Genomic DNA, 19,454 nt, shown 5'->3' on the forward strand with positions numbered 1-19,454 from the left:
GGCGATGATCGTCGCGTCGGTGCCTCGGTGATCGCCTCCGGCGGCGGACGGCAGCGGCTACGCAGTCGGGCGTAGCCGAGCCCGGTGTCGCCACGCCTGTCGTCGTAGGCGGTCGCGCACCTGGACGGAGCATTGTCGATGTCTGGGAGCGGTAGGTTCACGGAATGGAACGCCGAGCCGGGTCGCGGCCCCTGCGCGTGGTGACCTACGACGTGGTGCTCGCGCTCTTCGTCACCGTGATGCAGGTGCAGGGCACGGTCGCCAAGGTCGCCGTCGAGGGCGCGACTCGGCCGCTCACCGACGTCGGAAACCTCGGTTACGCGCTGTTGGTGGTCAGTGGCCTGGTTCTGGTCGTCCGCCGCCGGTGGCCGGTCGCGGTGTTCGTCACCACGGCCCTCGCCAGCCTGGTGTACTACGGTCTCGGCTTCCCGGACGCGCCCGGTTGGCTGGGGTTGTTCGTCGCCCTGTACACGTTGGCCGCCTACGGTGACGGGCGTCGGTCACTGGTGATCGCCGGTGTGGGTATCACGGTGCTCGCCGTGGGGTGGTTGGTCGCGGCGGCGGACATCGAGCCGCGGGCCGCCATCGGGTGGGTGTTCTTCCGCATCGGCGCATCGGTGATGAGCGCGGCGCTCGGCGAATCCGTCCGGTCCCGGCGCGTCATCGCCGCCGACGCCCAGCGGCGTGCGGAACTGGCCGAACGCAGCCGTGAGGAGGCGACGCGGGCACGGGTCGACGCCGAGCGGCTGCGGATCGCCCGGGAGGTGCACGACACCGTGGCGCACGCCATCGCCGTCATCAACGTCCAGTCCGGGGTCTCCGCGCACGTGTGGGACAAGCGACCGGAACAGGCCCGGGAGGCGTTGCGGGCCATCGAGCAGACCAGTGCCCGGGCCTTGCGGGAGATGCGGACCATTCTCGGCGTACTCCGGGATGATCACGACGGTCGGGTGCCGCAGGCGGGCCTGGAGCAGGTCGGCGAGCTTACCGCCAGGGCGCGCGAGGCCGGACTCGACGTCACGGTCGAGGCGGCCTCGCCCGTGACGTCGTTGCCGACTGCGGTGGGCAGCGCCGCCTACCGCATCGTTCAGGAGGCGATCACCAATGTGGTCCGGCATGTCGGTTCGACCCGGGTGACGGTCGCGCTGACCCCGGGGGTCGACGTACTGGAGATCCGGGTGACCGACGACGGCCCCGGCAGCCGGTCCGGCGTCGCGGATCGACCGGCCGGCGACGCCACGGACACCCCCGCCGGACCTGGCTGCGGAATCGTGGGCATGCGCGAACGCTGTCAGCTGCTCGGCGGAGAACTCCGCGCCGGGCCGACCCCGCGCGGAGGTTTCGAGGTCCGGGCCCGGCTGCCCCTAGCGCCGGACAGGGCACGCCGGTGAACCCGGCCGCTGCCGCACGGCCGATCAGGGTGCTGGTCGCCGACGACGAGCGGCTGGTGCGATCCGGGTTCACGCTGCTGCTCGACGTCGAGGACGACATCACTGTGGTCGCGGAGGCGACGAACGGCGTCGAAGCCGTCGAGAGTGCCCGCTCCGCCCGCCCCGACGTCGTCCTCATGGACATCCGCATGCCGAGGATGGACGGCATCCAGGCCACGGCTCAGATCACCCGGATGCGCGGGCTGGAGCGGGTCCGGATTCTCATCCTCACCACCTACGACACCGACGCCAACGTCTTCGAAGCGCTGCAGGCCGGTGCCAGCGGCTTCCTGCTCAAGGACGCCGGACCGGCCGAACTCCTGCACGCCATCCGGGTGGTCGCCGCGGGAGAGGCCCTGCTGGCGCCGCGGATCACCAGACGGCTGATCAGTCAGTTCACGGCACGGCGTACGGCAGCCGCCGCCGGCCAGGAGCGGTTGGCGGTGCTCACCGAACGCGAGCGGCAGGTGCTGGCCCTGGTGGGGCAGGGCCTCAACAACGACGAGATCGGCGGCGAACTGTTCCTCAGCCCGGCCACCGCGCGGACCCATGTCAGCCGTGCGATGGCGAAGCTGGGCGCGCGTGACCGGGCCCAACTGGTGGTCATCGCCTATCAGACCGGACTGGTCAGCCCTGACCCGTGACACTGCGGCACACCCTGCCTCTCGCCCGCTACCACCACTGCGGATGGTCTTGGCGGTAGGGTCCGGGCGTGGATCGGAGGCTGCGGTGAGCTGGGTCGCCAACGTCGCCCCTGGAGGACGAGTTCTGGCCCGTCTAGCGGCAGGGGACCACCTAAGGCCGCAGAGTGTTCCTGATCCGGGCGGCTCCACCGCTGTTGATCGGTGTCTGCGTCGTGGGGAGGCGTACCGTGAAGCGGGCTCCCCGGCCCGGATGGCCCTCGGCCTCGATTCCGCCGTGGTGGCTGGTGACGACCTCCTGGAGCAGGGCCAGTCCCAGGCCGAAGCGGCGGTCTCCGGAGCCCGGGCCGCGGTGGAAGCGGTCGAAGATCCGTCGGGCGTCCGCCTGGTCGAACCCTTCCCCGGTGTCGGCGATCACGATCTCGGCGCAGTTCTCGGCGGCCCGCAGGGTCACGTCGATGCGGCCTCCGGCGGGGGTGTGGGCCAGGGCGTTCGCCAGCAGTTCGCTGACGACCCGACGCAGGGCCGACTCGACACCGGGCACCGGCAGTGGGCCGTCGGGGGTATCCAGGGTGAGGGTGAGCTGGCGTTCGGCGGCGCGTTCGGTCTCGGCGGCGACCGTGGTGGCGACCAGCGAGGTGAGATCGACCGGCGGATCTGGTGCCCGGTTGGTGGGAGTGGCGGCCAGCCGGGCGGAGAGCAGCAGGTCGTCGACGATCTCGCCGAGTCGCCGGGTGGTGCCGATGAGTCGTTCCAGATCCTCCAGGTTGGTGGCGGTGCCGTCGTAGCGGGCCCGTTGGGCGATCAACTGGGCTCGGGTGTGCACCTGGGCGATCGGGGTTCGCAGTTCGTGGCTGGCGTCCGCGACGAAGCGGCGTTGGCGGGTCAGGGCCTCCGCTAGCGGTGCGACGGCTCGACGGCTGACGAGCACACCGGTCAGCACGGCGGCGAGCAGCCCGACCGTCGCCGCCAGGCTGAAGGCGAGCAGCAGGTGCCAGCGGTCGGACAGTTGGAACCGGGCGTCGAAGACCGCCTGGACCACTGTGTCGCCTCGGGCCTCGGTGCGTACGTGGTAGGTCGTGTCGTTGCGCGTGACCGTGGTGACCTCGGTGGTGCGGGTGGCCGCCACGGTTTCCAGCGCGCCGCTGAGGGGGAAGCCCGGGGGCGGCGGGTTGGTGCCGGTGCGCACGGTGGTGCCGTCGTACTGGAAGATCCAACTGCAGGCGGGTGGGCCGGCGATCGTGCCGTGTTCCGTGCCCCACTCAAGCTCACGTTGGATCTGCGCCTCCTGGCTACGGACCAGGACGGCGTACGAGATGCCGCCGGCCAGCAGCAGCAGGGCACCGATGAGCAGGCCGATGAGCAGGCCGATGCGTAATCGGGCCCGTCGGACGATCGTCTGTTCGGCCGCCTCCATCACAGGGTTCCCAGGCGGTAGCCGAAGCCGTGCACGGTGCGGACCACCGCCCGGCCGAGTTTGCGTCGGAGGTAGTAGACGTAGGTGTCCACGATCGACGCCGAGGCGGTCTCGGCGAAGACCCGGCGGCGTAGCGTGGCCCGTGGATGTACGGTGTTCGGCCGGGCCGCCAGTACCCGCAGCAGCTCGAACTCGCGGGCGGACAACGCCACCCGGGTACGGTCGGCCAGTACGACCTCGCGCGACACCAGGTCGAGTAGCCCGGCGCCGATGCGGAGCACCTCGGTCGACTCGGGGGTACGCCGACACAGGGCCCGGACCCGGGCGCTCAGTTCATCGAGGTCGAAGGGTTTGACCAGGTAGTCGTCGGCGCCCGCGTCCAGTCCGGTGATCCGGTCGTCGACCGTGCCGAGCGCGGTGAGCATCAGGGTCCGGGCCGGGATCGCCCGGGCCCGTAGCCGGGCGATCAGGTCGAGACCGTCGAGGGCGGGCAGCATCCGGTCGATGAGCATCACGTCGTAGGTACGGGTCAGCCCGAGATGCAGCCCGCGCTGGCCGTCGGAGGCCCGGTCGACGTGGTGGCCTTCGTGGCCCAGTGTCTCGGTGAGTAACTCCGCGAGTTCCTCGTCGTCCTCGACCAGCAGCAGCCGGTTCGACTCTATGCCCTGCATTCGTTCACGATTGCATAGATCTACGTCGATGCAGTGAACGATACTTGTCTTATCAACTATTTGAATTTATCAGGGCGGGCGTACGTGCGGTACCGGGTCGTCGCGCCTCCCGGCGTTCGATCCAGCTCAGGGTCGGGGTCGTCATCAGGGTGGTGACCAGCGCGACCAGGACCAGCACGGTGAACAGGGCCGGGTTCACGATGCCCGCCTCCAGCCCGACGTTGAGCGCGATGAGCTGCATCAGGCCGCGGGCGTTCATCAGCGCGCCGACCCGCAGCGCGACACCCGAGGGCTCCCGGCGGAGCCGGGCCGCCGCCCAGCAGGCACCGAACTTGCCGACGATCGCCGCCGTCACGCAGGCCACCGTGAAGAGCAGCACCGGCAGGGAGGAGAGCAGCCCGAACTCCGTACGCAAACCGGAGTAGGTGAAGAACAGCGGCAGGAACAGGGTCGCCGCGACCGGGGTCAGGGTGTCCACCACCCTGTCGGTGTTCTCGGTGCGGGGCATCACCACGCCGACCGCGAAGGCGCCGAAGACCGCGTACAGCCCGATCTCATCGGTGTACCAGGCGACCAGGAAGAGCAGGGCGACCGTGCCGAGCAGCCGGGCCCGGTCGTTGAGGCCGCGGTGGGTCATCAGCGCGGTGGCGACCCCACGCCCGCCTAGCCAGAGCAGCAGTCCGAAGATCAGCGCTCCGCCGGCGGTGACGATCGCGGGACCGGCCCGGCCGGAGGCGAAGGCCAGCACGACGGCCAGCATGATCCAGGCGACCATGTCGTCGATCGCGCCACTGGCCAGGGAGAGGGTGCCGTGCCGGGTGCCGGCGTCCCCGCGTTCGGTGATGATCCGGGCCAGCATCGGGAAGGCGGTGATGGCCAGGGCGACCCCGACGAACGCGGCCGAGACCCCGAGGGAGGTGCCGTCGGCCCGGATCGGCACGGCGTCGGCTGTCACCAGGACCAGCAGCACCCCCAGCAGCAGCGGCGCGGTTACCCCGGCCAGTGAGATCACTCCGGCGGTACCGGCCAGCCCGGTGACCCGGTGGGTGCTGAACGCGTACCCGGCCTGGAACATGAACAGCACCAGGCCGACCTGGCCCACGACATAGAGGATCGGCAGCAGGGGGGCCGGGAACAGGGCGTTCTGCACCTCCGGCAGGACCAGCCCGAGCAGCGACGGGCCGAGTAGTACCCCGGCCAGCATCTCGCTGACCACGGCGGGTTGGCCCGCCTTGCCGAGCAGCCAGGCGACCCCTTTGCAGAAAATCAGGATCACGGTGACCGCGATGAAGAACCGTGGCGCCAGCTCCGTTGGGGTCATCGGACCGCCTCCTCGAAGTAGGTGGTGCACAACCGCTTCCGTCGGGCGTCGACGACCATCCAGGTGCCGAACGCCAGTTGCCGGACACTGCGACCCACGTCGGCCCACCGGTCCCGCTGCCGCATGGCGGCCAGCCGAAGCCACCCCGGCCCGGGGAATCCGACCGGGGTCAGATAAGCCGGACCCCGGCTGGGCAGCGACCGGGTGTGTGCGGCCGAGGAGGCCAGGACGTGCCGGCGCAGCACCTCACGGGTCGCGGCGCGCATCATCACCGGCGCGACACCACGGGCCGGACAGGCCCGGTTGGCGGTGACCCCGTACGGGATGAAGTGCACCTCGCCGCGCTTGAGCCTGCGCCACCGGTCGGGGTCGAATCGGTCGTCTCCGGCGGCTCCGCCCCGGTGGAACGCCAGGTAGTTGAAGAGCAGTACCGTTCCGGCGGGCAGCGACACCCCGGTGGGCAGGGTGATCGGTGCCGAGGTGATCCGGTGCGCGATGCCGAAGAGCGGATGCACCCGCAGGGTCTCGTCGATCACCCGGTCCAGGGCGTCGTCATCGTCGAGTCCCCGCTGGATCTCGGGATGGGTGGCCAGGGCCAGCAGCACATGGGCCATCGCCTCGGACATCTGCACGACCGCCGTGGTGAAGAAGGCGCCGTGCAGGTACCAGGCCGTTTCCTGGGTGGTGAACGGCGGTGGCAGGGTCACCGGGCAGGTGCCGGCCTGGATCCGGTCGTGCAGATACCTGGTCAGCCGGTCGCGTCGCCGCATGTGCCGCAGGCTGGTGCACTTCAGTGCACTGGCCACATCGGCGGCGTTGGCCACGATCAACGCCCGGGCGTGCAGGGGACATCTCTCGCCGAAGACGAGTTCGTAGTAGACCTCGGCCCAGATCGGCATCATCAGATCACGCAGCCGTACGTGGCTGATCCGGTCGGTCGGTAACCGGTCGAGCACCCGCCGGGTGGCGGCGGTCGCCAGGTCGTCGCAGCGCTGACGGCGTACGGCTAGCACCCGCCGGGTGGTGGCGGCCACGGTGCGGTAGCGCTCGCCCGGCTCCAGATGCTCCTGGTGCATGTGGGGTCCGGGGGCCAGCCAGTACCAGAACAGGTCCGACAACCCGGCCCCCCGGCTGCGGCCGTCCGCCGCCGGATCCGAGTAGACCCGCTCGAAATGCTCCATGCCGACGGTGGGGCCCGGTACGGCAACGCCTTCGCCGCCGTTGACTGTGACGAACACCCACTCCCGCAGCCGGACCACCGTGGGGGGCAGCCAGTACGGGATCGTCCAGGCCCCACCGATCCCGGCCAGGAGAGTCAGGGCGGTCCGGGCGCTCATCGGCATGCCTCCGTGGCGACCAGGTCACCGCGCAGGTCAGCCGGCCCGGCGGCACCGACCAGCGCCATTGCCCGGTCCAGGTCGGCGTGGAGCAGGTCCAGCACCTGGCGTACCCCGGCGGCACCGCCGACCGCCAGCCCCCAGAGCACCGGGCGGCCGATCAGTACGGCGGTCGCGCCGAGCGCCAGCGCCACCAGGATGTCGGTGCCCCGACGGATGCCGCCGTCGAGCAGCACCGGCAGCCGCCCCGCCACGGCCTCGACGACTGCGGGCAAGGCGTCCAGGGTGGCCAGGGTCCCGTCGAGTTGCCGGCCCCCGTGGTTGGAGACCAGCACACCGTCGACGCCGTGCGAGACGGCCAGGGCCGCATCCGCGGGATGCAGCACTCCCTTCAGCAGGATCGGCAGCGCGGTGACCTCGCGCAGCCAGCCGATCCGTGCCCAGTCCAGCCCGGCGTCCATCTCGATGTCGCGCACCCGGCCGCTGGCGTCGCGCATGTTCTCGCAGGCCAACCCGGGCGGCAGGTCGAGGAAACGGTGCCGCAGGTCGCGATCCCGCCGACCGAACACGGGCGAGTCGACCGTGACGACCAGGGCGGTGCAGCCGGCGGCCTCCGCCCGCCGCACCACGGCGGCGGTGAAGTCGAGGTCCGGCTGCGGGTAGAGCTGGAACCACAGCGGCCCGCCGGCGGCGGCGATCTCCTCGACCGGCCGGGTGGCCGCCATGCTGACCACCATGATCGTGCCGGCCTCGGCGGCGGCGTGTGCGGTGGCCACCTCGCCTGCGGGGTGGGCCAGCCGGTGGAAGGCGGTCGGCGCGATCAGCACCGGCATGGAGATCCGACTGCCGAGCAGCGAGATCCGCAGGTCCCGGCGGCCCACCCCGCGCAGGACGCGGGGCACCACACAGCGCCGGGCGAAGGCCGCCTCGTTGGCGCGGACCGTACGCTCCTGCTCGGCCCCACCGGCGAAGAAGTCCCAGTGCACCGGGTCCAGGCGACGCCGCGCGTCATCGGCCAACTCGGCCAGGTTCAGCGCTGCGCCCTCCAGCAGCGGCATCTCAACCCTCGACACTGCTCAGGCAGCGGTCGAGGAAGGCGACCAGCGGTGCGACATGGATCTCCGGCCGGTCCCACCGGTTCTCCAGGTTCTCCGCCAGGTGGTGGGTGGCGACGACCTGACCCGCCCGGTGGTGGCGGACGACCGGATGCAGGTACGCGGCGTCGTGGGCCTGGCCGACGACATCCTGCGCGACCCGGCTGACGGTGACGTCGAACGGATCCACCTGGTCATGCTCGGGGCCGTACTCCAGCGTGACGACGAAGGCGTGCGGGTAGTCGTGGTCGGCGGTGCGCAGGCCGGTGTGGGTGACGTATTCGACCGGCACCTCCTCGTGGTAGCGCGCGTCGGATCCGGCCACGGTCACCACATCGGCGAGGAAGCCGAACTGCTGCCACAGGGCGGAGGTGCGGTTGACCCGCCCGATGATGGCGTCCGCGATCAACTCAGGGGTGGCGTCCAGCTTCTCCGCCGGCCACGGGGTGTCATGGTGGCGGGCGTGGAGAACCCGGTGCAGGGCCCGCACGGCGTACCGGAAGCCGTGGATGAACCCGCTGGTGGAGCGTTTGAAGTCCCGCTCCTGGGTGATGGTGCCGGCGAAGTAGAGGCCGGGCACGTTCACCGATTCCCACTGCGGGGTCTGCGCCGGAAAGCGGTCCCTGATCGCTAGTGCCGGGCGGCAGGTGTCGTCGAAGATCGAGGCGTCGAAGGCGAACCCGGTGCAGGCCAGCACCCGGTCGTAGAACAGCTCCTTGACCACCTCGTCCGCGCGGGAGAACGAGAAGGTCACCTTGAAACCGGTGCCGTCGCGCTCGATGCGTTTGACGTCGCCGTCCAGGATCGCGTTGGCCGACTTCAGCTGGTACGTGTCCAGGAAGTTGTTGTTCACCGCCCGCAGGTGCCCCACGTAGTGGGTCCGCCAGGCCATCCGGATCGAACTGGGTCCCGCGATGTGGATCAGGGTGGTGGTCTCCATCAGGTTGTCCGCGGTCTCGAAGGCGGAGTTCCCCTTGCCTATGATCAGCACCTTCTGGTCGAGATAGTCGCGCGGGTCGACGGACATCTCCGCGTACTGTTCGGCCAGTTCCAGCCCGGGAATCGGCGGCCGGTACGGCTGGGAGACCCCGGTGGCGACGATGAGCCGGCGCGCCCGGAAGACCTCCTCCCCCGCCCGGACCTCGAACACTGCGTCGGTCTTGCGGACCGAGGTCACCCGGGAGTTGTACCGAACCCGCACCCCCGTCTTGGCGGCGAAGTCCGCCAGGTAGCGGACCATCACCTCGGCGTCCGGGAAGTACCGTTCGGTGTAGCTGGTGAACCGCAGCGCCGGGTCGTCGCTGAGCAGCGAGTTCCAGTCCAGCCGCAGGTTCAGCTCGGGGTCCTCCGAGCCGGTGTGCGGCTTGTTGATGGAGATCAGTTGCCGGTGGCGGGGAAAGGTGGCGAAGAAGGCCCCCGGGATCTCCGCCTGTTCCAGGACCAGATAGTCACGCCGCCCCTCGGCCTCCAGCAGAGCGGCCAGTTGCAGGCCGGCCGGCCCGGCCCCGACGATCAGGTAGTCAAGCGTCATTGCGCCCACCCCTCAAGAAAGACGAACGGAGAAATCCGCGACGACCTCGGCGGCACGCCGCACGTCATCGCTCAACGGCCGGTCCGGATCGATCACCGGTACGGCCGCAGCCAACGCGGTCAGGATCTCGGCGCAACCGGACGCGGTCGGCGTACGCGCACCGACGTGTGCGGCCTGGCGCAGCCCCACCGCCAGCGACCCGACGATGAGGTGCAGCAGCCGGGCCTGGTCCAGCGCCCGCAGCGCGGCCTGGGTGCCGAGCGGAATGACATCCTGGTTGTGCAGGTTGGTCGGCAGGCTCTGCATGCTCGCGGGCATGGCGTCCCGGCGGATCTCGGCGATCAGAGCGGTCGCCGCCAGTTGCACGCCCTGCAGCCCGTGCTGCTGGCCCGGACCGGCGGCCAGCATCGGCGGCAGACCACCGTTGCGGTTCGGGTCGACCAGCAGATCCAGTTGCCGTTCGGCCAGGTTGCCCACCTGGGCCACGACCATCGACAGCAGGTCGGCGGCGAACGCCGCCGGCTGTCCGAAGAAGTTCCCGCCGTGTACGACGAGATCCTCGTCGGGAAAGAACAAGGGATTGTCGGTGACCCCGACGAGGTCGGCCGCGATGACCGAGTCGACGTAGCGCAGGGCGTCCTCGGCCGCGCCGAGCAGCTGCGGTGAACAGCGGATGCTGTACGGCTCCTGAAGTGGGCGTCTGCCGGACGGCACCAGCCCGGCGCTGACCCGCCGCATGTGGACGCCCACAGCGATCGCCCCCGGATGGCCGTACGCCTGCAGCAGCCGGGCATCGAGAAACTGCGGGTCACTGCCCAGCAGGTCGGCCAGCAGGCAGGTGAGCACCTGGACACTGCGGTGCGCGGAGCGGACCTCCTCCAGCGCGAGTGCCGTCGCCGCCGTGGTCAGGGAGGTGCCGTTGACCAGGGCCAAGGCGTCCCTGCCGTCCAGCGGCAGCGGTTCCAGACCGGCCCGGGCGAGCGCCTCGGCCGCGGGCAGCCGTACCCCGTCCAGATAGGCGTGACCCCGACCCCGTAACGCCTGGGCGGCCGCCCCGAGCGGGATCAGGTCACCGCTGGCCCCGACCGAACCCAGCCGGGGCACCGCGGGCACGAAGGTGGTCGCCAGCATCGCCGCCAGCGCGTCGATGACGTGCGGGGACACCCCCGACGCGCCCCGGGCCAGCGACCCGGCCCGCAGCAGCAGGGTCGCCCGGACCACCTCGGCATCCAGTTCCGGGCCCTGACCGGCACCGAGGTGGGCGAGGGTGTTGTCGGCCTGGTCCCGCAGGTCGGCGCGGCCCGCGTACCCCACCAGGGCACCGAAACCGGTGGTGGCGCCGTACACCGCGCGGTCGTCGCCGAGCACCTCGGACAGGAAGGTACGGCCGGCCGCGACCCGGTCCCGAAGGTGCGGCCCGACCACGATGGTGATGGGGTCGCGGGCGGCGCGCAGATCGGCGATCCGCAGCGGGACCGCGAGGTCCACCTTTGTCGTCATGCGAACGCACCCTAGAGACGAATTCTCAGAACCCTCTGAAATCGGATCGCTAAATTGCGCCGCATGACGCTCGATTACCTGATCATTGGAGCCGGACCGGCCGGGCTACAGCTCGCTCACCTGCTCGAGCGCGACGGCCGTGACCATCTGGTCCTGGAGGCCGGCCCGGCACCGGGCACCTTCTTCACCACCTATCCCCGGCACCGACAACTCATCTCCATCAACAAGGTCTGGACCGGTTCCGACGATCCGGAGTTCAACCTGCGCGCCGACTGGAACTCGCTACTCAGCGACGATCCGGCCCTGCTGTTCAAGAACTACAGCGGGCGGTACTTCCCGGACGCCGCGGACCTGGTGCGCTACCTGGCCGACTTCGCCCGCGACCTGCCGGTCAGGTACGACACCCGGGTCACCCGGATCGCGCGCGACGGCGACCTGTTCACCGTCGATGCCGGGGACGACACCCTCACCGCCCGCCGGGTGGTCGTCGCCACCGGCGTGTCCCAGCTGTACGTCCCGTCGATCGAGGGCGCCGAGCTCGCCGAACGGTACGACACCGTCAGCGTCGACCCGGAGGACTTCACCAACCAGCGGGTCCTCATCATCGGCAAGGGCAACTCGGCCTTCGAGACCGCCGACGCCCTCATCGAGACGGCCGCGGTCATCCATGTCGCCGGTCCACACTCGATCAAGCTGGCGTGGCAGTCGCACTACGTCGGGCACCTGCGGGCGGTCAACAACAACTTCCTCGACACGTACCAGCTCAAGTCGCAGAACGCGGTCCTCGACGGCACCGTCGAGCGGATCGCCCGACGCGACGACGGCGGCTACCGGATCGACTTCCGGTACGCCCGCAGCGTCGAGGCGATCCGGCAGATCGACTACGACCGGGTCATTCTCTGCACCGGATTCCGCTTCGACGCCGGCATCTTCGACCCCTCCGCCCGGCCACGGCTGGTCATCAACGACCGCTTCCCCGAGCAGACCTCGGCGTACGAGGCGGTCAACGTACCCGGCCTGTACTTCGCCGGCACCCTAACCCAGCAACGCGACTTCAAGCGCTCCACCAGCGGATTCATCCACGGCTTCCGGTACGGGGTGCGGGCCCTGCACCGGATTCTCCACGCCCGCCACCACGACACCCCCTGGCCGGCCGCGACCCTGGAGGCCACCCCGGAGGCGATCGCCGACGCGGTCATCGCCCGGATCAACCGCACCTCGGCGCTGTGGCAGCAGTTCGCCGTCCTCGGCGATGTCGTCGTCATCTCCGACGAGAACACCGCGCGCTATCACGAGGAGGTACCGGTCGGGTACCTGCACGACGGCGGCCTGGGTCCGCAACCCTTCGCCTTCGTGATCACCCTGGAGTACGGACCGGACCATGACCAGGTCGACCCCTTCGACATCACCGTGCCCCGGATCGCCGAGAACGACGCCGCGCACGCCCACGACGCCAGCTACCTGCACCCGGTCGTACGGGTCCACCGCGACGGCAAGATCGTCGCAGTGCACCACCTGGCGGAGAACCTCGAGAACCACTGGAACCTGCCGGAGGTGCACCACCAGCCGCTGGTGCTCTTCATCAAAGGCGTACTCTCCGATGCCGGTTGACCTCTGGCCGCAGCCGGTGTTGGACCTGCTCGCCGTCGGTGACGACCGGCCGGTCTTCGAAGACGGCGACCGGACCGTCACCGCGGCCCAGATGCACCGTCTGGTCCGTCGCATCGCCGCCGGGCTGCGGGCCGCCGGGGCCGGCCCCGGCGTCGGGGTGGCCCTGCGGCTCGGCGTCACCGCGGAGGCCTTCGCGGCGACCATCGCTGCCTTCGCGGTCGGCGCCCGGGTCTCCGGGATCCGCCCCGACCTGACCCCGGCCCACCGCAGCGGGCAAACCGGCGAGAACGCCCTGCTGGTCGACGACGCCCGGGTCGCCACCCTGGCCCGCACCCCCGACGACGGGGACCCGTTGATCGCCGCCGGACACCCCCACGAGATCGCCCGGATCGTCTGGACCAGCGGCAGCACCGGCAACCCCAAGGGCTGCGCCCAGACGTACGCGGCGATGAGCGCGGCCTGGGCACCGTACCCGGACCGGTGGCCCCCGCCGATCGCCGACCTGGCCCCCCGCCTGGCGCGGTATCTGGTCATCGGTTCGCTCAGCAGCCAGGTGATGCTGGAGTACGCCATCCTCACCCTGGCCGCGGGCGGCACCCTGGTCGCGGCCCGGCCCCCCGGTTTCCCCGGCATGATCGCCCGATATCGGGCGACCGCGAGCGTGATCACCGTGGGCAAGCTGTACCAACTCGTGCACGACCAGCGCACCGATCCGGTCGACCTGAGCAGCCTGCGGGCCCTGGTGGTCTCCGGCTCCCCACTGGCACCGGGCCGACTCGCCGAGGCCCTCGAGGTACTCGGCCCGGTGATCTTCCACGGCTACGGCCAGACCGAAACCGGCATGATCACGATGGTGACGCCGACCGAGATGCTGGCCTCCCCCGCCGCACTCGCCTCGGTCGGCCGCCCACCCCCGGTCACCGAACTGTCCATCCGGGACCCCGACGGCCAACCCGCCGCCGAGGGAGAACTCTTCGTGCGGACACCCGCCCAGGCCACCGCCTACTGGACGGACCCGGTCGAAACCGCCGAGGTCTTCGTCGACGGCTGGGTGCGCACCCGTGACCTGGCCCGACTGGACAGCGACGGCTACCTGCACCTGCTCGGCCGGACCCGGGAGGTCATCATCGTGCAGGCCAACCTGGTGTACGCCGGCCCCATCGAACGAGTTCTCGCCGCTGACCCCACGGTCGCCGAGGCCTACGTCGTCGGCCGTCCCGATGACGCCACCGGAGAAGCGGTGCACGCCTACGTGGTGCCGGCCGCCGGTCACACACCGGACGCCGGACGGCTGCGCGCCCTGGTGGCGGCGGCCCTGGGAGAGCCGTCGGCTCCGCAGACGATCCAGTCGATCGATCGAGTCCCGTTGGGACCCAGCGGTAAGCCGGACAAGCGCGCCCTGGCACGCATGACGCTCAGGTGACCGTGCCCCCACTGTCGCCTCGACCTGCTCACGTCCGGTCAGACGAAAGTGAACAAGCGTGCCTGCGACAGCCGCCGCGCGGGCACCGGCGCGGCGACGAGCCGGTGCATGGCCACCCGGAACCCGGCATCGGCGGGCCCGGTGAAAGCCACCGGCAACACGTCACGCCTGTCACCAAGCCATTCCCTCGCCACCCGGCCATCGTGGCGCACCCCCGGCAACACCGTCGACCACGATCTCGGTGGCGCCCGAACAACATCTGCCGTCTCCAGATCCTTGCCAGTGGCCGCCAGACTGGGTGAATGCGCCGCGGCCATGAACCCGAGGAATTTCCGCTCCGCCAGGCTGCACTGGACCTGGTCGAGGACAGCCCCGAGGGGCGCTCTCTCAGAAGGAAACTCGACGCCTTCGACGAACTCGATGAACCGGCGAAGAAGAAGGCTGCCCAGGACATCCGCGAAGACATCGCCGACATCGTCGCCCGTGCGATCACGGAAGAGCACCACCGCACTCTGATGCTGGATGCCCTCGTCACCTTCCGGAACGACCCCAACCTCTCCCCCTCCGATCCTGCGGAGATAGCGGACCGGCACCCAGTTGTGGCCCAGACCCTGGACATCGCGCAGGACATCCTCGTGGAACTGGGGAAGGAGATGTTGATCGAGGCGTTGTTCCCCGGCGCGCATCTGCTCCTCCCACCCCACGACTTCGTCGAAAGCCTCTTCACGGCCGTGGAGATGCTCGAGGTCGCGGAAGACCCGGCGGAGTCGCTGTGGTGGTGAGGTGGCCGCACACGCTAAATCGGTTGTCACCGATGGCGCGTTTTGCGAGGTTGAGGGCGTGATCGCCGACGCCGTACCCGTGCCGGTTCGCCGCCTCGTTGACGCGGCGCTGGTACGGCGGCTGGTGGCGAGCCAGTTCCCGCAGTGGGCCGATCTGCCCGTTCGGCCAGTGCCGCGCGGCTGGGACAACCAGACCTTCCGGTTGGGTGAGCGACTGTCGGTACGACTGCCCACCGCCCAGGAGTACGCCCTGGCGGTCGACAAGGAACACCGATGGCTGCCGGTGCTCGCGCCGCAACTGCCGCTGCCGGTGCCCAGGCCGGTGACGCGCGGAGTCCCCGCCCACGGGTACCGCTTCGACTGGTCGGTCTACGAGTGGATCGACGGGGAACCCGACAACCTCGACAGCATCGGCGACCTGACCGGGTTCGCGAAAGATCTGGCCGCGTTCCTCGTCGCGCTGCGCCGCGTCGATCCGACCAGGGGGCCGCAGCCCGGACTTCACAACTGGTTTCGTGGCGGGCCGCTGCGCGTCTACGACCCTCAGGTCCGCCGGGCGGTCGAGAAACTGGACCACCGGATACCCCGCGACATCATCACCGAGATCTGGCAGTCGGCACTCACGGCGACCTGGGACGGCCGACCGGTGTGGTTCCACGGCGACGTGGCCCCGGGCAACCTCCTGATCCTCAACGGCGCGCTCGCCGCCGTCATCGACTTCGGCACCTGCGGGGTGGGCGACCCGGCCTGCGATGCGGCGATCGCCTGGACCCTGCTGTCCGGTCCGAGCCGCGAGGCCTTCCGCGCCCGGCTCGATGTCGATGCGGCGACCTGGGCCCGCGGACGGGCCTGGGCCCTGTGGAAGACCCTGATCGCGTACGCCGGCGCACTGCACGACGACCGGGCCGTGACCGCAGCGGCCCACCGCGTCATCGACGACATCGTCTCCGAGTACGCGACGCCAGGGCGCTGACCCGAGCGCCGGTGCAGGTTCTCCCCACCCCACCGGAGGTGCAGACCGCGCACACAGCACCCCCGCAGCGCCGGCGGCTACGGCCCTGGCTGCGGATCCGAACAGTCAGATGAGTCCCTGAACGAGCATGGCTTCGGCGACCCGGAGGAAGCCGTTGATGTTCGCCCCGGCCATGTAGTTGCCGGGCATCCCGTACTCCTCCGCGGTCTCAAAGCAGCGGGCGTGGATGTCCTGCATGATCTGCTGGAGCCGCTGCTCGGAGTAGCTGAACGTCCAGGAGTCGCGGCTGGCATTCTGCTGCATCTCCAAGGCGCTGGCGGCCACGCCGCCGGCATTGGCGGCCTTGCCCGGGGCGAAACGTACTCCGGCCTCGGTGAAGACCCGGATGCCGTCGGGCGTCGTCGGCATGTTCGCGCCCTCCACCACCGCGATGCAGCCGTTAGCGACAAGGGCGGCGGCGTCCGCGCCACTTACCTCGTTCTGCGTGGCGCAGGGTAGGGCGACCTCGCAGGGCACCTCCCACACCCTGCGCCCGGGGACGAAGGTCGCGTGTTGTCGAACCTCGGCGTAGTCGCTGATCCGGCCGCGCTGCACCTCCTTGATCTGCTTGAGCACCTCGACGTCGATGCCCTTCTCGTCCACCACGTAACCGGAGGAGTCCGCGCACGCCACCGCCACACCACCGAGCTGCTGGACCTTCTCGATGGCGTAGATCGCCACATTGCCGGAGCCGGAGACCACCACCCGCTTGCCGTCGAGCCCGCCTCCGGCGGCCCGCAACATCTCCTCGGCGAAGAACACGCAGCCGTACCCGGTGGCCTCCCGACGCACCTGGGCGCCGCCGTACGCGAGCCCCTTGCCGGTCAGCACCCCGGACTCGTACCGGTTGGTGACGCGCTTGTACTGGCCGAACAGGTAACCGATCTCGCGTGCGCCCACCCCGATGTCACCGGCCGGCACGTCGGTGTACTCGCCGATGTGCCGGTACAGCTCGGTCATGAAGCTCTGGCAGAAGCGCATCACCTCGCGATCCGAGCGACCCTTGGGATCGAAGTCCGCGCCGCCCTTGCCCCCACCGATCGGCATACCGGTCAAAGCATTCTTGAAGATCTGCTCGAAGCCGAGGAACTTCACGATGCCCAGATACACCGACGGATGGAACCGCAGGCCACCCTTGTACGGGCCCAGGGCACTGTTGTACTCCACCCGGAACCCGCGGTTGACGTGCACCTCGCCACGGTCGTCCTCCCACGGCACCCGGAAGATCACCTGCCGCTCCGGTTCGCAGATCCGCTCGATGATCTTCGCCTTGGCGTACTCCGGGTGCCGGACGAGCGCTGGACGAATGCTGTCCAGCACCTCGCGGACCGCTTGGTGGAACTCCTCCTCGCCGGGGTTGCGTCGGATCACACCGGTCAGAACGGCCTCGAACTTCTCATGCGTCCACAAATAGCCCTCCAGGCATGCTTCATATACGAATTTCGCGCCAAAGACATCGAACGGGCCAGCGCGGCAGTCGTCCACACGTCGTAGGCCCTGGTCTCGGTGACAGCATATGGGCGTCGAGATCCACAGCGACGCGCATGCCCCTGCATCCTGGCATGTAGAACAGCACCCGACCAGCAGGTCCGCCGGACGATCGAGACACTGGACCACCGAATACCCCGCGACATCATGTGCGGGAAGCGCCCGGCACGACGCAGCAGCAGGCTGACACCGCGGCCGACCCGAGCATGATCACCTCGATCATCAGGACGTCATCGCGGTGTGACGCCGGGGCGTGACCATTGCGCGGTGGGGCGGCCGTTGAGACGCCAGGGGTGCCCGGTGACCCGCGGCCAGTCTTCAGGGGAGTTTTCCCAGTTCTCCTGCCGGCCGTACACCGTGAGGTCCAGGGCGTGGTAGGTGGTCATCAACGCCTCGACGCCCCGCCCGGTGGTCCAGTAGGTCTCGTAGACCTTGTCGCCGTCGCGCAGGTAGCACGCGATGAACCCGAAGCCGCGACCGTCGGCCAGAGCCGGGTCGGAGTCTTTCGCCGAATACCAGGGGAACCGGTAGCCCATGAACTCCGCGAACGGGGCACTTTCGTCGTAGGGACCCTGGCAGAACACGGCGTAGGTGACGTCCCGAGCGTGCAGGTAGTCCAGCATCTGCATGTGACAGGTCGAGAAGGTGCACCCCTCACACTGCTGCTCGTACGGTGTGCCGTCGTGCCACATGTGGAAGTAGGCGATGAGCATCCGGCGGCCCTCGAACACCTTTACCAGCGGGGTGTCCCCGCCAGGGCCCCGCACCGTCACCGTCGGCATCAAGGTCATCGGCAGTTGACGACGAGCGGCGGCGATCGCGTCTCCTTCGCGGGTATGGGCCTTCTCCCGGGCCAGCAGTTCGTCGCGCTCGCGCAGCCAGGTCTCCCGGTCGACGACCGGGGGCGCGGCGGCGCTGGACGCGGGGGTTGCCGTCATGGCTGTCTCCTTCGTGCAGTGGGGATCGGTCGCAGGTACAGACGACCGAGTCGGCGATCGTCATCGGTGACCGATGACGGATGGGCCCGCGGTCGTCAGTACGGTGGTGCGGACCACTCAGCCCCGGAGAAATCACATGTCCGACTCGCCTGATGAGCAGGCGGTCTGGCTGGAGCGCGCCTTCGACGAGCACCGGCGTGAGCTGCACGTGCACTGCTACCGCCTCGCCGGGAACGTCCCCGACGCGGACGACCTGGTGCAGGAGACCTTCCTGCGTGCCTGGCGGGCTCGCGACCGCTTCGAGGGTCGGGCGTCGGCGCGCACCTGGTTCTACCGGATCGCCACGAACGTCTTCCTCGACAGCCGCAAGGCGGCCGGTCACCGGACGGTGCCGTACGGTGATCCGCTGGAGTGGTCCACCGAGCTCGGTCCCTATCCCGACGCCCTGCTGGCCGACGATCCGCAGACCGGTCTCGCCGCCCGGGAGACCGTCGAGCTGGCCGTGATCGCAGCGCTCATGTACCTGCCGCCGCGGCAGCGGGCGGCCTTCGTGCTGCGCGACGTCCACGGCTGGACGCCGCAGGAGATCGCCGCCGCGCTCGACACCGCCGTAGCGGCCGTCAACAGCCTCCTCCAGCGGGCCCGTCACACCCTCCGGCGGCACGCTCCGTCGGACCCGAAGGACTGGCGCCGCCCGCAGCTCACCAGTGAGGACGAGGAGATCCTGCGCCGCTACGCCAACGCGAAGGACCCGGAGACGTTCCGGGCACTGCTCGCCGAGGACGTACGGATCACGATGCCGCCCGAGCCGCCGGTCGTCGGGATCGACGCGGCCGCGGAGTTCCTCGGCCGACCGCTCGACTGGCGTACGTTCCCCACCTCGGCCAACGGGCGCCCGGCACTGATCAACTACCTCCGCCGACCCGGCGGCCCGCGCTACGAGGCGCTGGTCGTCGACGTACTCCGGATCGAGAACGGGAAGATCGTAGCGAGCAACGCCTTCATCGGTGCCCGTCACGTCGCCGCCTTCGGCATGCCCGCCACGCTCGAGCCCTAGACGAGTAGGTCTCAAGCTGAGTGGCCGAGTCTGCGCTGGTAGTGGAATCGTCGGGCGCAGGCTTGGAATGTTCGTCGCCAGATTGACCAGCGCAGGGTGTGCTCTGGCGGTAGCGCCACGGCCGATCTCTGGCCTCTGCCGGTCTGGAACAGCTCCTCGATGCTCCAGGGGGAGCCGGCCACGGTCACGAGGATGTGTAGC

General features: G+C 69.9%; 17 protein-coding genes. 7 read left to right on the top strand and 10 right to left on the bottom strand.

The features are described from left to right. Window positions 1–164 precede the first annotated feature (164 nt). Window positions 165–1,391, top strand: coding sequence for a sensor histidine kinase (locus ABZ795_RS22595; RefSeq protein ID WP_357531773.1), 1,227 nt, complete (start codon window positions 165–167; stop codon window positions 1,389–1,391). Continuing rightward, complete coding sequence (locus tag ABZ795_RS22600) at window positions 1,388–2,074, top strand: response regulator transcription factor (RefSeq protein WP_357531774.1); 687 nt, start codon at window positions 1,388–1,390, stop codon at window positions 2,072–2,074. Before ABZ795_RS22595 ends, ABZ795_RS22600 begins: the two co-directional genes overlap by 4 nt. Window positions 2,075–2,225: 151 nt before the next feature. Here the strand turns inward: ABZ795_RS22600 and ABZ795_RS22605 are convergent, their stop codons facing one another. The 7 genes from ABZ795_RS22605 to ABZ795_RS22635 are packed head-to-tail and all read right to left on the bottom strand — an operon-like array spanning window position 2,226 to window position 10,942. Beyond that, on the bottom strand, window positions 2,226–3,488 hold the full coding sequence (locus tag ABZ795_RS22605) for a HAMP domain-containing sensor histidine kinase (RefSeq protein ID WP_357531775.1): 1,263 nt from the start codon (window positions 3,486–3,488) through the stop codon (window positions 2,226–2,228). Beyond that, the gene (locus tag ABZ795_RS22610; protein ID WP_357531776.1) at window positions 3,488–4,159 is read right to left on the bottom strand and encodes a response regulator transcription factor; all 672 of its coding nucleotides are present in this window, start codon (window positions 4,157–4,159) and stop codon (window positions 3,488–3,490) included. Before ABZ795_RS22610 ends, ABZ795_RS22605 begins: the two co-directional genes overlap by 1 nt. Window positions 4,160–4,211: 52 nt before the next feature. Then, window positions 4,212–5,480, bottom strand: coding sequence for a cation:proton antiporter (locus tag ABZ795_RS22615; protein ID WP_327026549.1), 1,269 nt, complete (start codon window positions 5,478–5,480; stop codon window positions 4,212–4,214). Next, window positions 5,477–6,817: a cytochrome P450 gene (locus tag ABZ795_RS22620; RefSeq protein ID WP_357531777.1), complete on the bottom strand. Its 1,341-nt coding sequence runs from the start codon at window positions 6,815–6,817 to the stop codon at window positions 5,477–5,479. Before ABZ795_RS22620 ends, ABZ795_RS22615 begins: the two co-directional genes overlap by 4 nt. Then, window positions 6,814–7,875, bottom strand: a complete 1,062-nt coding sequence (locus ABZ795_RS22625; RefSeq protein ID WP_357531778.1) for an alpha-hydroxy acid oxidase — start codon at window positions 7,873–7,875, stop codon at window positions 6,814–6,816. Before ABZ795_RS22625 ends, ABZ795_RS22620 begins: the two co-directional genes overlap by 4 nt. 1 nt (window position 7,876) lies before the next feature. Continuing rightward, window positions 7,877–9,442 (bottom strand): NAD(P)-binding domain-containing protein, encoded by a 1,566-nt coding sequence (locus ABZ795_RS22630; RefSeq protein ID WP_357531779.1) that lies wholly within the window; start codon window positions 9,440–9,442, stop codon window positions 7,877–7,879. A gap of 12 nt (window positions 9,443–9,454) precedes the next feature. Further along, window positions 9,455–10,942: an aromatic amino acid ammonia-lyase gene (locus ABZ795_RS22635; protein ID WP_357531780.1), complete on the bottom strand. Its 1,488-nt coding sequence runs from the start codon at window positions 10,940–10,942 to the stop codon at window positions 9,455–9,457. Between the two features lie 63 nt (window positions 10,943–11,005). Here ABZ795_RS22635 and ABZ795_RS22640 point away from each other — a divergent pair, with 63 nt between their 5' ends. Then, entirely contained in the window at window positions 11,006–12,553 is a 1,548-nt protein-coding gene (locus ABZ795_RS22640; protein WP_357531781.1) for an NAD(P)-binding domain-containing protein, read from the top strand. Continuing rightward, window positions 12,543–13,976: a fatty acid--CoA ligase family protein gene (locus ABZ795_RS22645; RefSeq protein WP_357531782.1), complete on the top strand. Its 1,434-nt coding sequence runs from the start codon at window positions 12,543–12,545 to the stop codon at window positions 13,974–13,976. The genes ABZ795_RS22640 and ABZ795_RS22645 overlap by 11 nt, the downstream gene beginning before the upstream one ends. Window positions 13,977–14,014: 38 nt before the next feature. Here the strand turns inward: ABZ795_RS22645 and ABZ795_RS22650 are convergent, their stop codons facing one another. Next, window positions 14,015–14,170 carry a hypothetical protein gene (locus ABZ795_RS22650; protein ID WP_357531783.1) on the bottom strand — a complete coding sequence of 52 codons (156 nt, stop codon included), beginning with the start codon at window positions 14,168–14,170 and terminating at the stop codon, window positions 14,015–14,017. Window positions 14,171–14,278: 108 nt separating this feature from the next. On the opposite strand from ABZ795_RS22650, the gene ABZ795_RS22655 reads away from it, so the two are divergent. After that, the gene (locus ABZ795_RS22655; RefSeq protein WP_327026557.1) at window positions 14,279–14,758 is read left to right on the top strand and encodes a hypothetical protein; all 480 of its coding nucleotides are present in this window, start codon (window positions 14,279–14,281) and stop codon (window positions 14,756–14,758) included. Window positions 14,759–14,816: 58 nt separating this feature from the next. Next, window positions 14,817–15,731: an aminoglycoside phosphotransferase family protein gene (locus ABZ795_RS22660; protein WP_357531784.1), complete on the top strand. Its 915-nt coding sequence runs from the start codon at window positions 14,817–14,819 to the stop codon at window positions 15,729–15,731. Window positions 15,732–15,836: 105 nt separating this feature from the next. Here ABZ795_RS22660 and gdhA read toward each other — a convergent pair whose 3' ends face one another. Beyond that, window positions 15,837–17,180: an NADP-specific glutamate dehydrogenase gene (gene gdhA / locus ABZ795_RS22665; protein ID WP_327026559.1), complete on the bottom strand. Its 1,344-nt coding sequence runs from the start codon at window positions 17,178–17,180 to the stop codon at window positions 15,837–15,839. Window positions 17,181–17,488: 308 nt separating this feature from the next. Continuing rightward, entirely contained in the window at window positions 17,489–18,196 is a 708-nt protein-coding gene (locus tag ABZ795_RS22670; protein WP_357531785.1) for a DUF899 family protein, read from the bottom strand. 136 nt (window positions 18,197–18,332) lie between these two features. Between ABZ795_RS22670 and ABZ795_RS22675 the strand changes: the two genes are divergently transcribed. Further along, window positions 18,333–19,253, top strand: a complete 921-nt coding sequence (locus tag ABZ795_RS22675) for an RNA polymerase subunit sigma-70 (protein WP_357531786.1) — start codon at window positions 18,333–18,335, stop codon at window positions 19,251–19,253. The last annotated feature ends 201 nt before the right edge of the window (window positions 19,254–19,454 follow it).

Origin of the sequence: Micromonospora sp. NPDC047134 (assembly GCF_040643455.1) — a bacterium.
Lineage (GTDB): Bacteria > Actinomycetota > Actinomycetes > Mycobacteriales > Micromonosporaceae > Micromonospora.

Excerpts from the sequence above, each read along its gene's own strand:
- ABZ795_RS22595 (WP_357531773.1), top strand. The coding sequence starts at position 165 with ATGGAACGCCGAGCCGGGTCGCGGCCCCTGCGCGTGGTGACCTACGAC.
- ABZ795_RS22605 (WP_357531775.1), bottom strand. The coding sequence starts at position 3,488 with ATGGAGGCGGCCGAACAGACGATCGTCCGACGGGCCCGATTACGCATC.
- ABZ795_RS22610 (WP_357531776.1), bottom strand. The coding sequence starts at position 4,159 with ATGCAGGGCATAGAGTCGAACCGGCTGCTGCTGGTCGAGGACGACGAG.
- ABZ795_RS22615 (WP_327026549.1), bottom strand. The coding sequence starts at position 5,480 with ATGACCCCAACGGAGCTGGCGCCACGGTTCTTCATCGCGGTCACCGTG.
- ABZ795_RS22620 (WP_357531777.1), bottom strand. The coding sequence starts at position 6,817 with ATGAGCGCCCGGACCGCCCTGACTCTCCTGGCCGGGATCGGTGGGGCC.
- ABZ795_RS22625 (WP_357531778.1), bottom strand. The coding sequence starts at position 7,875 with ATGCCGCTGCTGGAGGGCGCAGCGCTGAACCTGGCCGAGTTGGCCGAT.
- ABZ795_RS22630 (WP_357531779.1), bottom strand. The coding sequence starts at position 9,442 with ATGACGCTTGACTACCTGATCGTCGGGGCCGGGCCGGCCGGCCTGCAA.
- ABZ795_RS22635 (WP_357531780.1), bottom strand. The coding sequence starts at position 10,942 with ATGACGACAAAGGTGGACCTCGCGGTCCCGCTGCGGATCGCCGATCTG.
- ABZ795_RS22640 (WP_357531781.1), top strand. The coding sequence starts at position 11,006 with ATGACGCTCGATTACCTGATCATTGGAGCCGGACCGGCCGGGCTACAG.
- ABZ795_RS22645 (WP_357531782.1), top strand. The coding sequence starts at position 12,543 with ATGCCGGTTGACCTCTGGCCGCAGCCGGTGTTGGACCTGCTCGCCGTC.
- ABZ795_RS22655 (WP_327026557.1), top strand. The coding sequence starts at position 14,279 with ATGCGCCGCGGCCATGAACCCGAGGAATTTCCGCTCCGCCAGGCTGCA.
- ABZ795_RS22670 (WP_357531785.1), bottom strand. The coding sequence starts at position 18,196 with ATGACGGCAACCCCCGCGTCCAGCGCCGCCGCGCCCCCGGTCGTCGAC.
- ABZ795_RS22675 (WP_357531786.1), top strand. The coding sequence starts at position 18,333 with ATGTCCGACTCGCCTGATGAGCAGGCGGTCTGGCTGGAGCGCGCCTTC.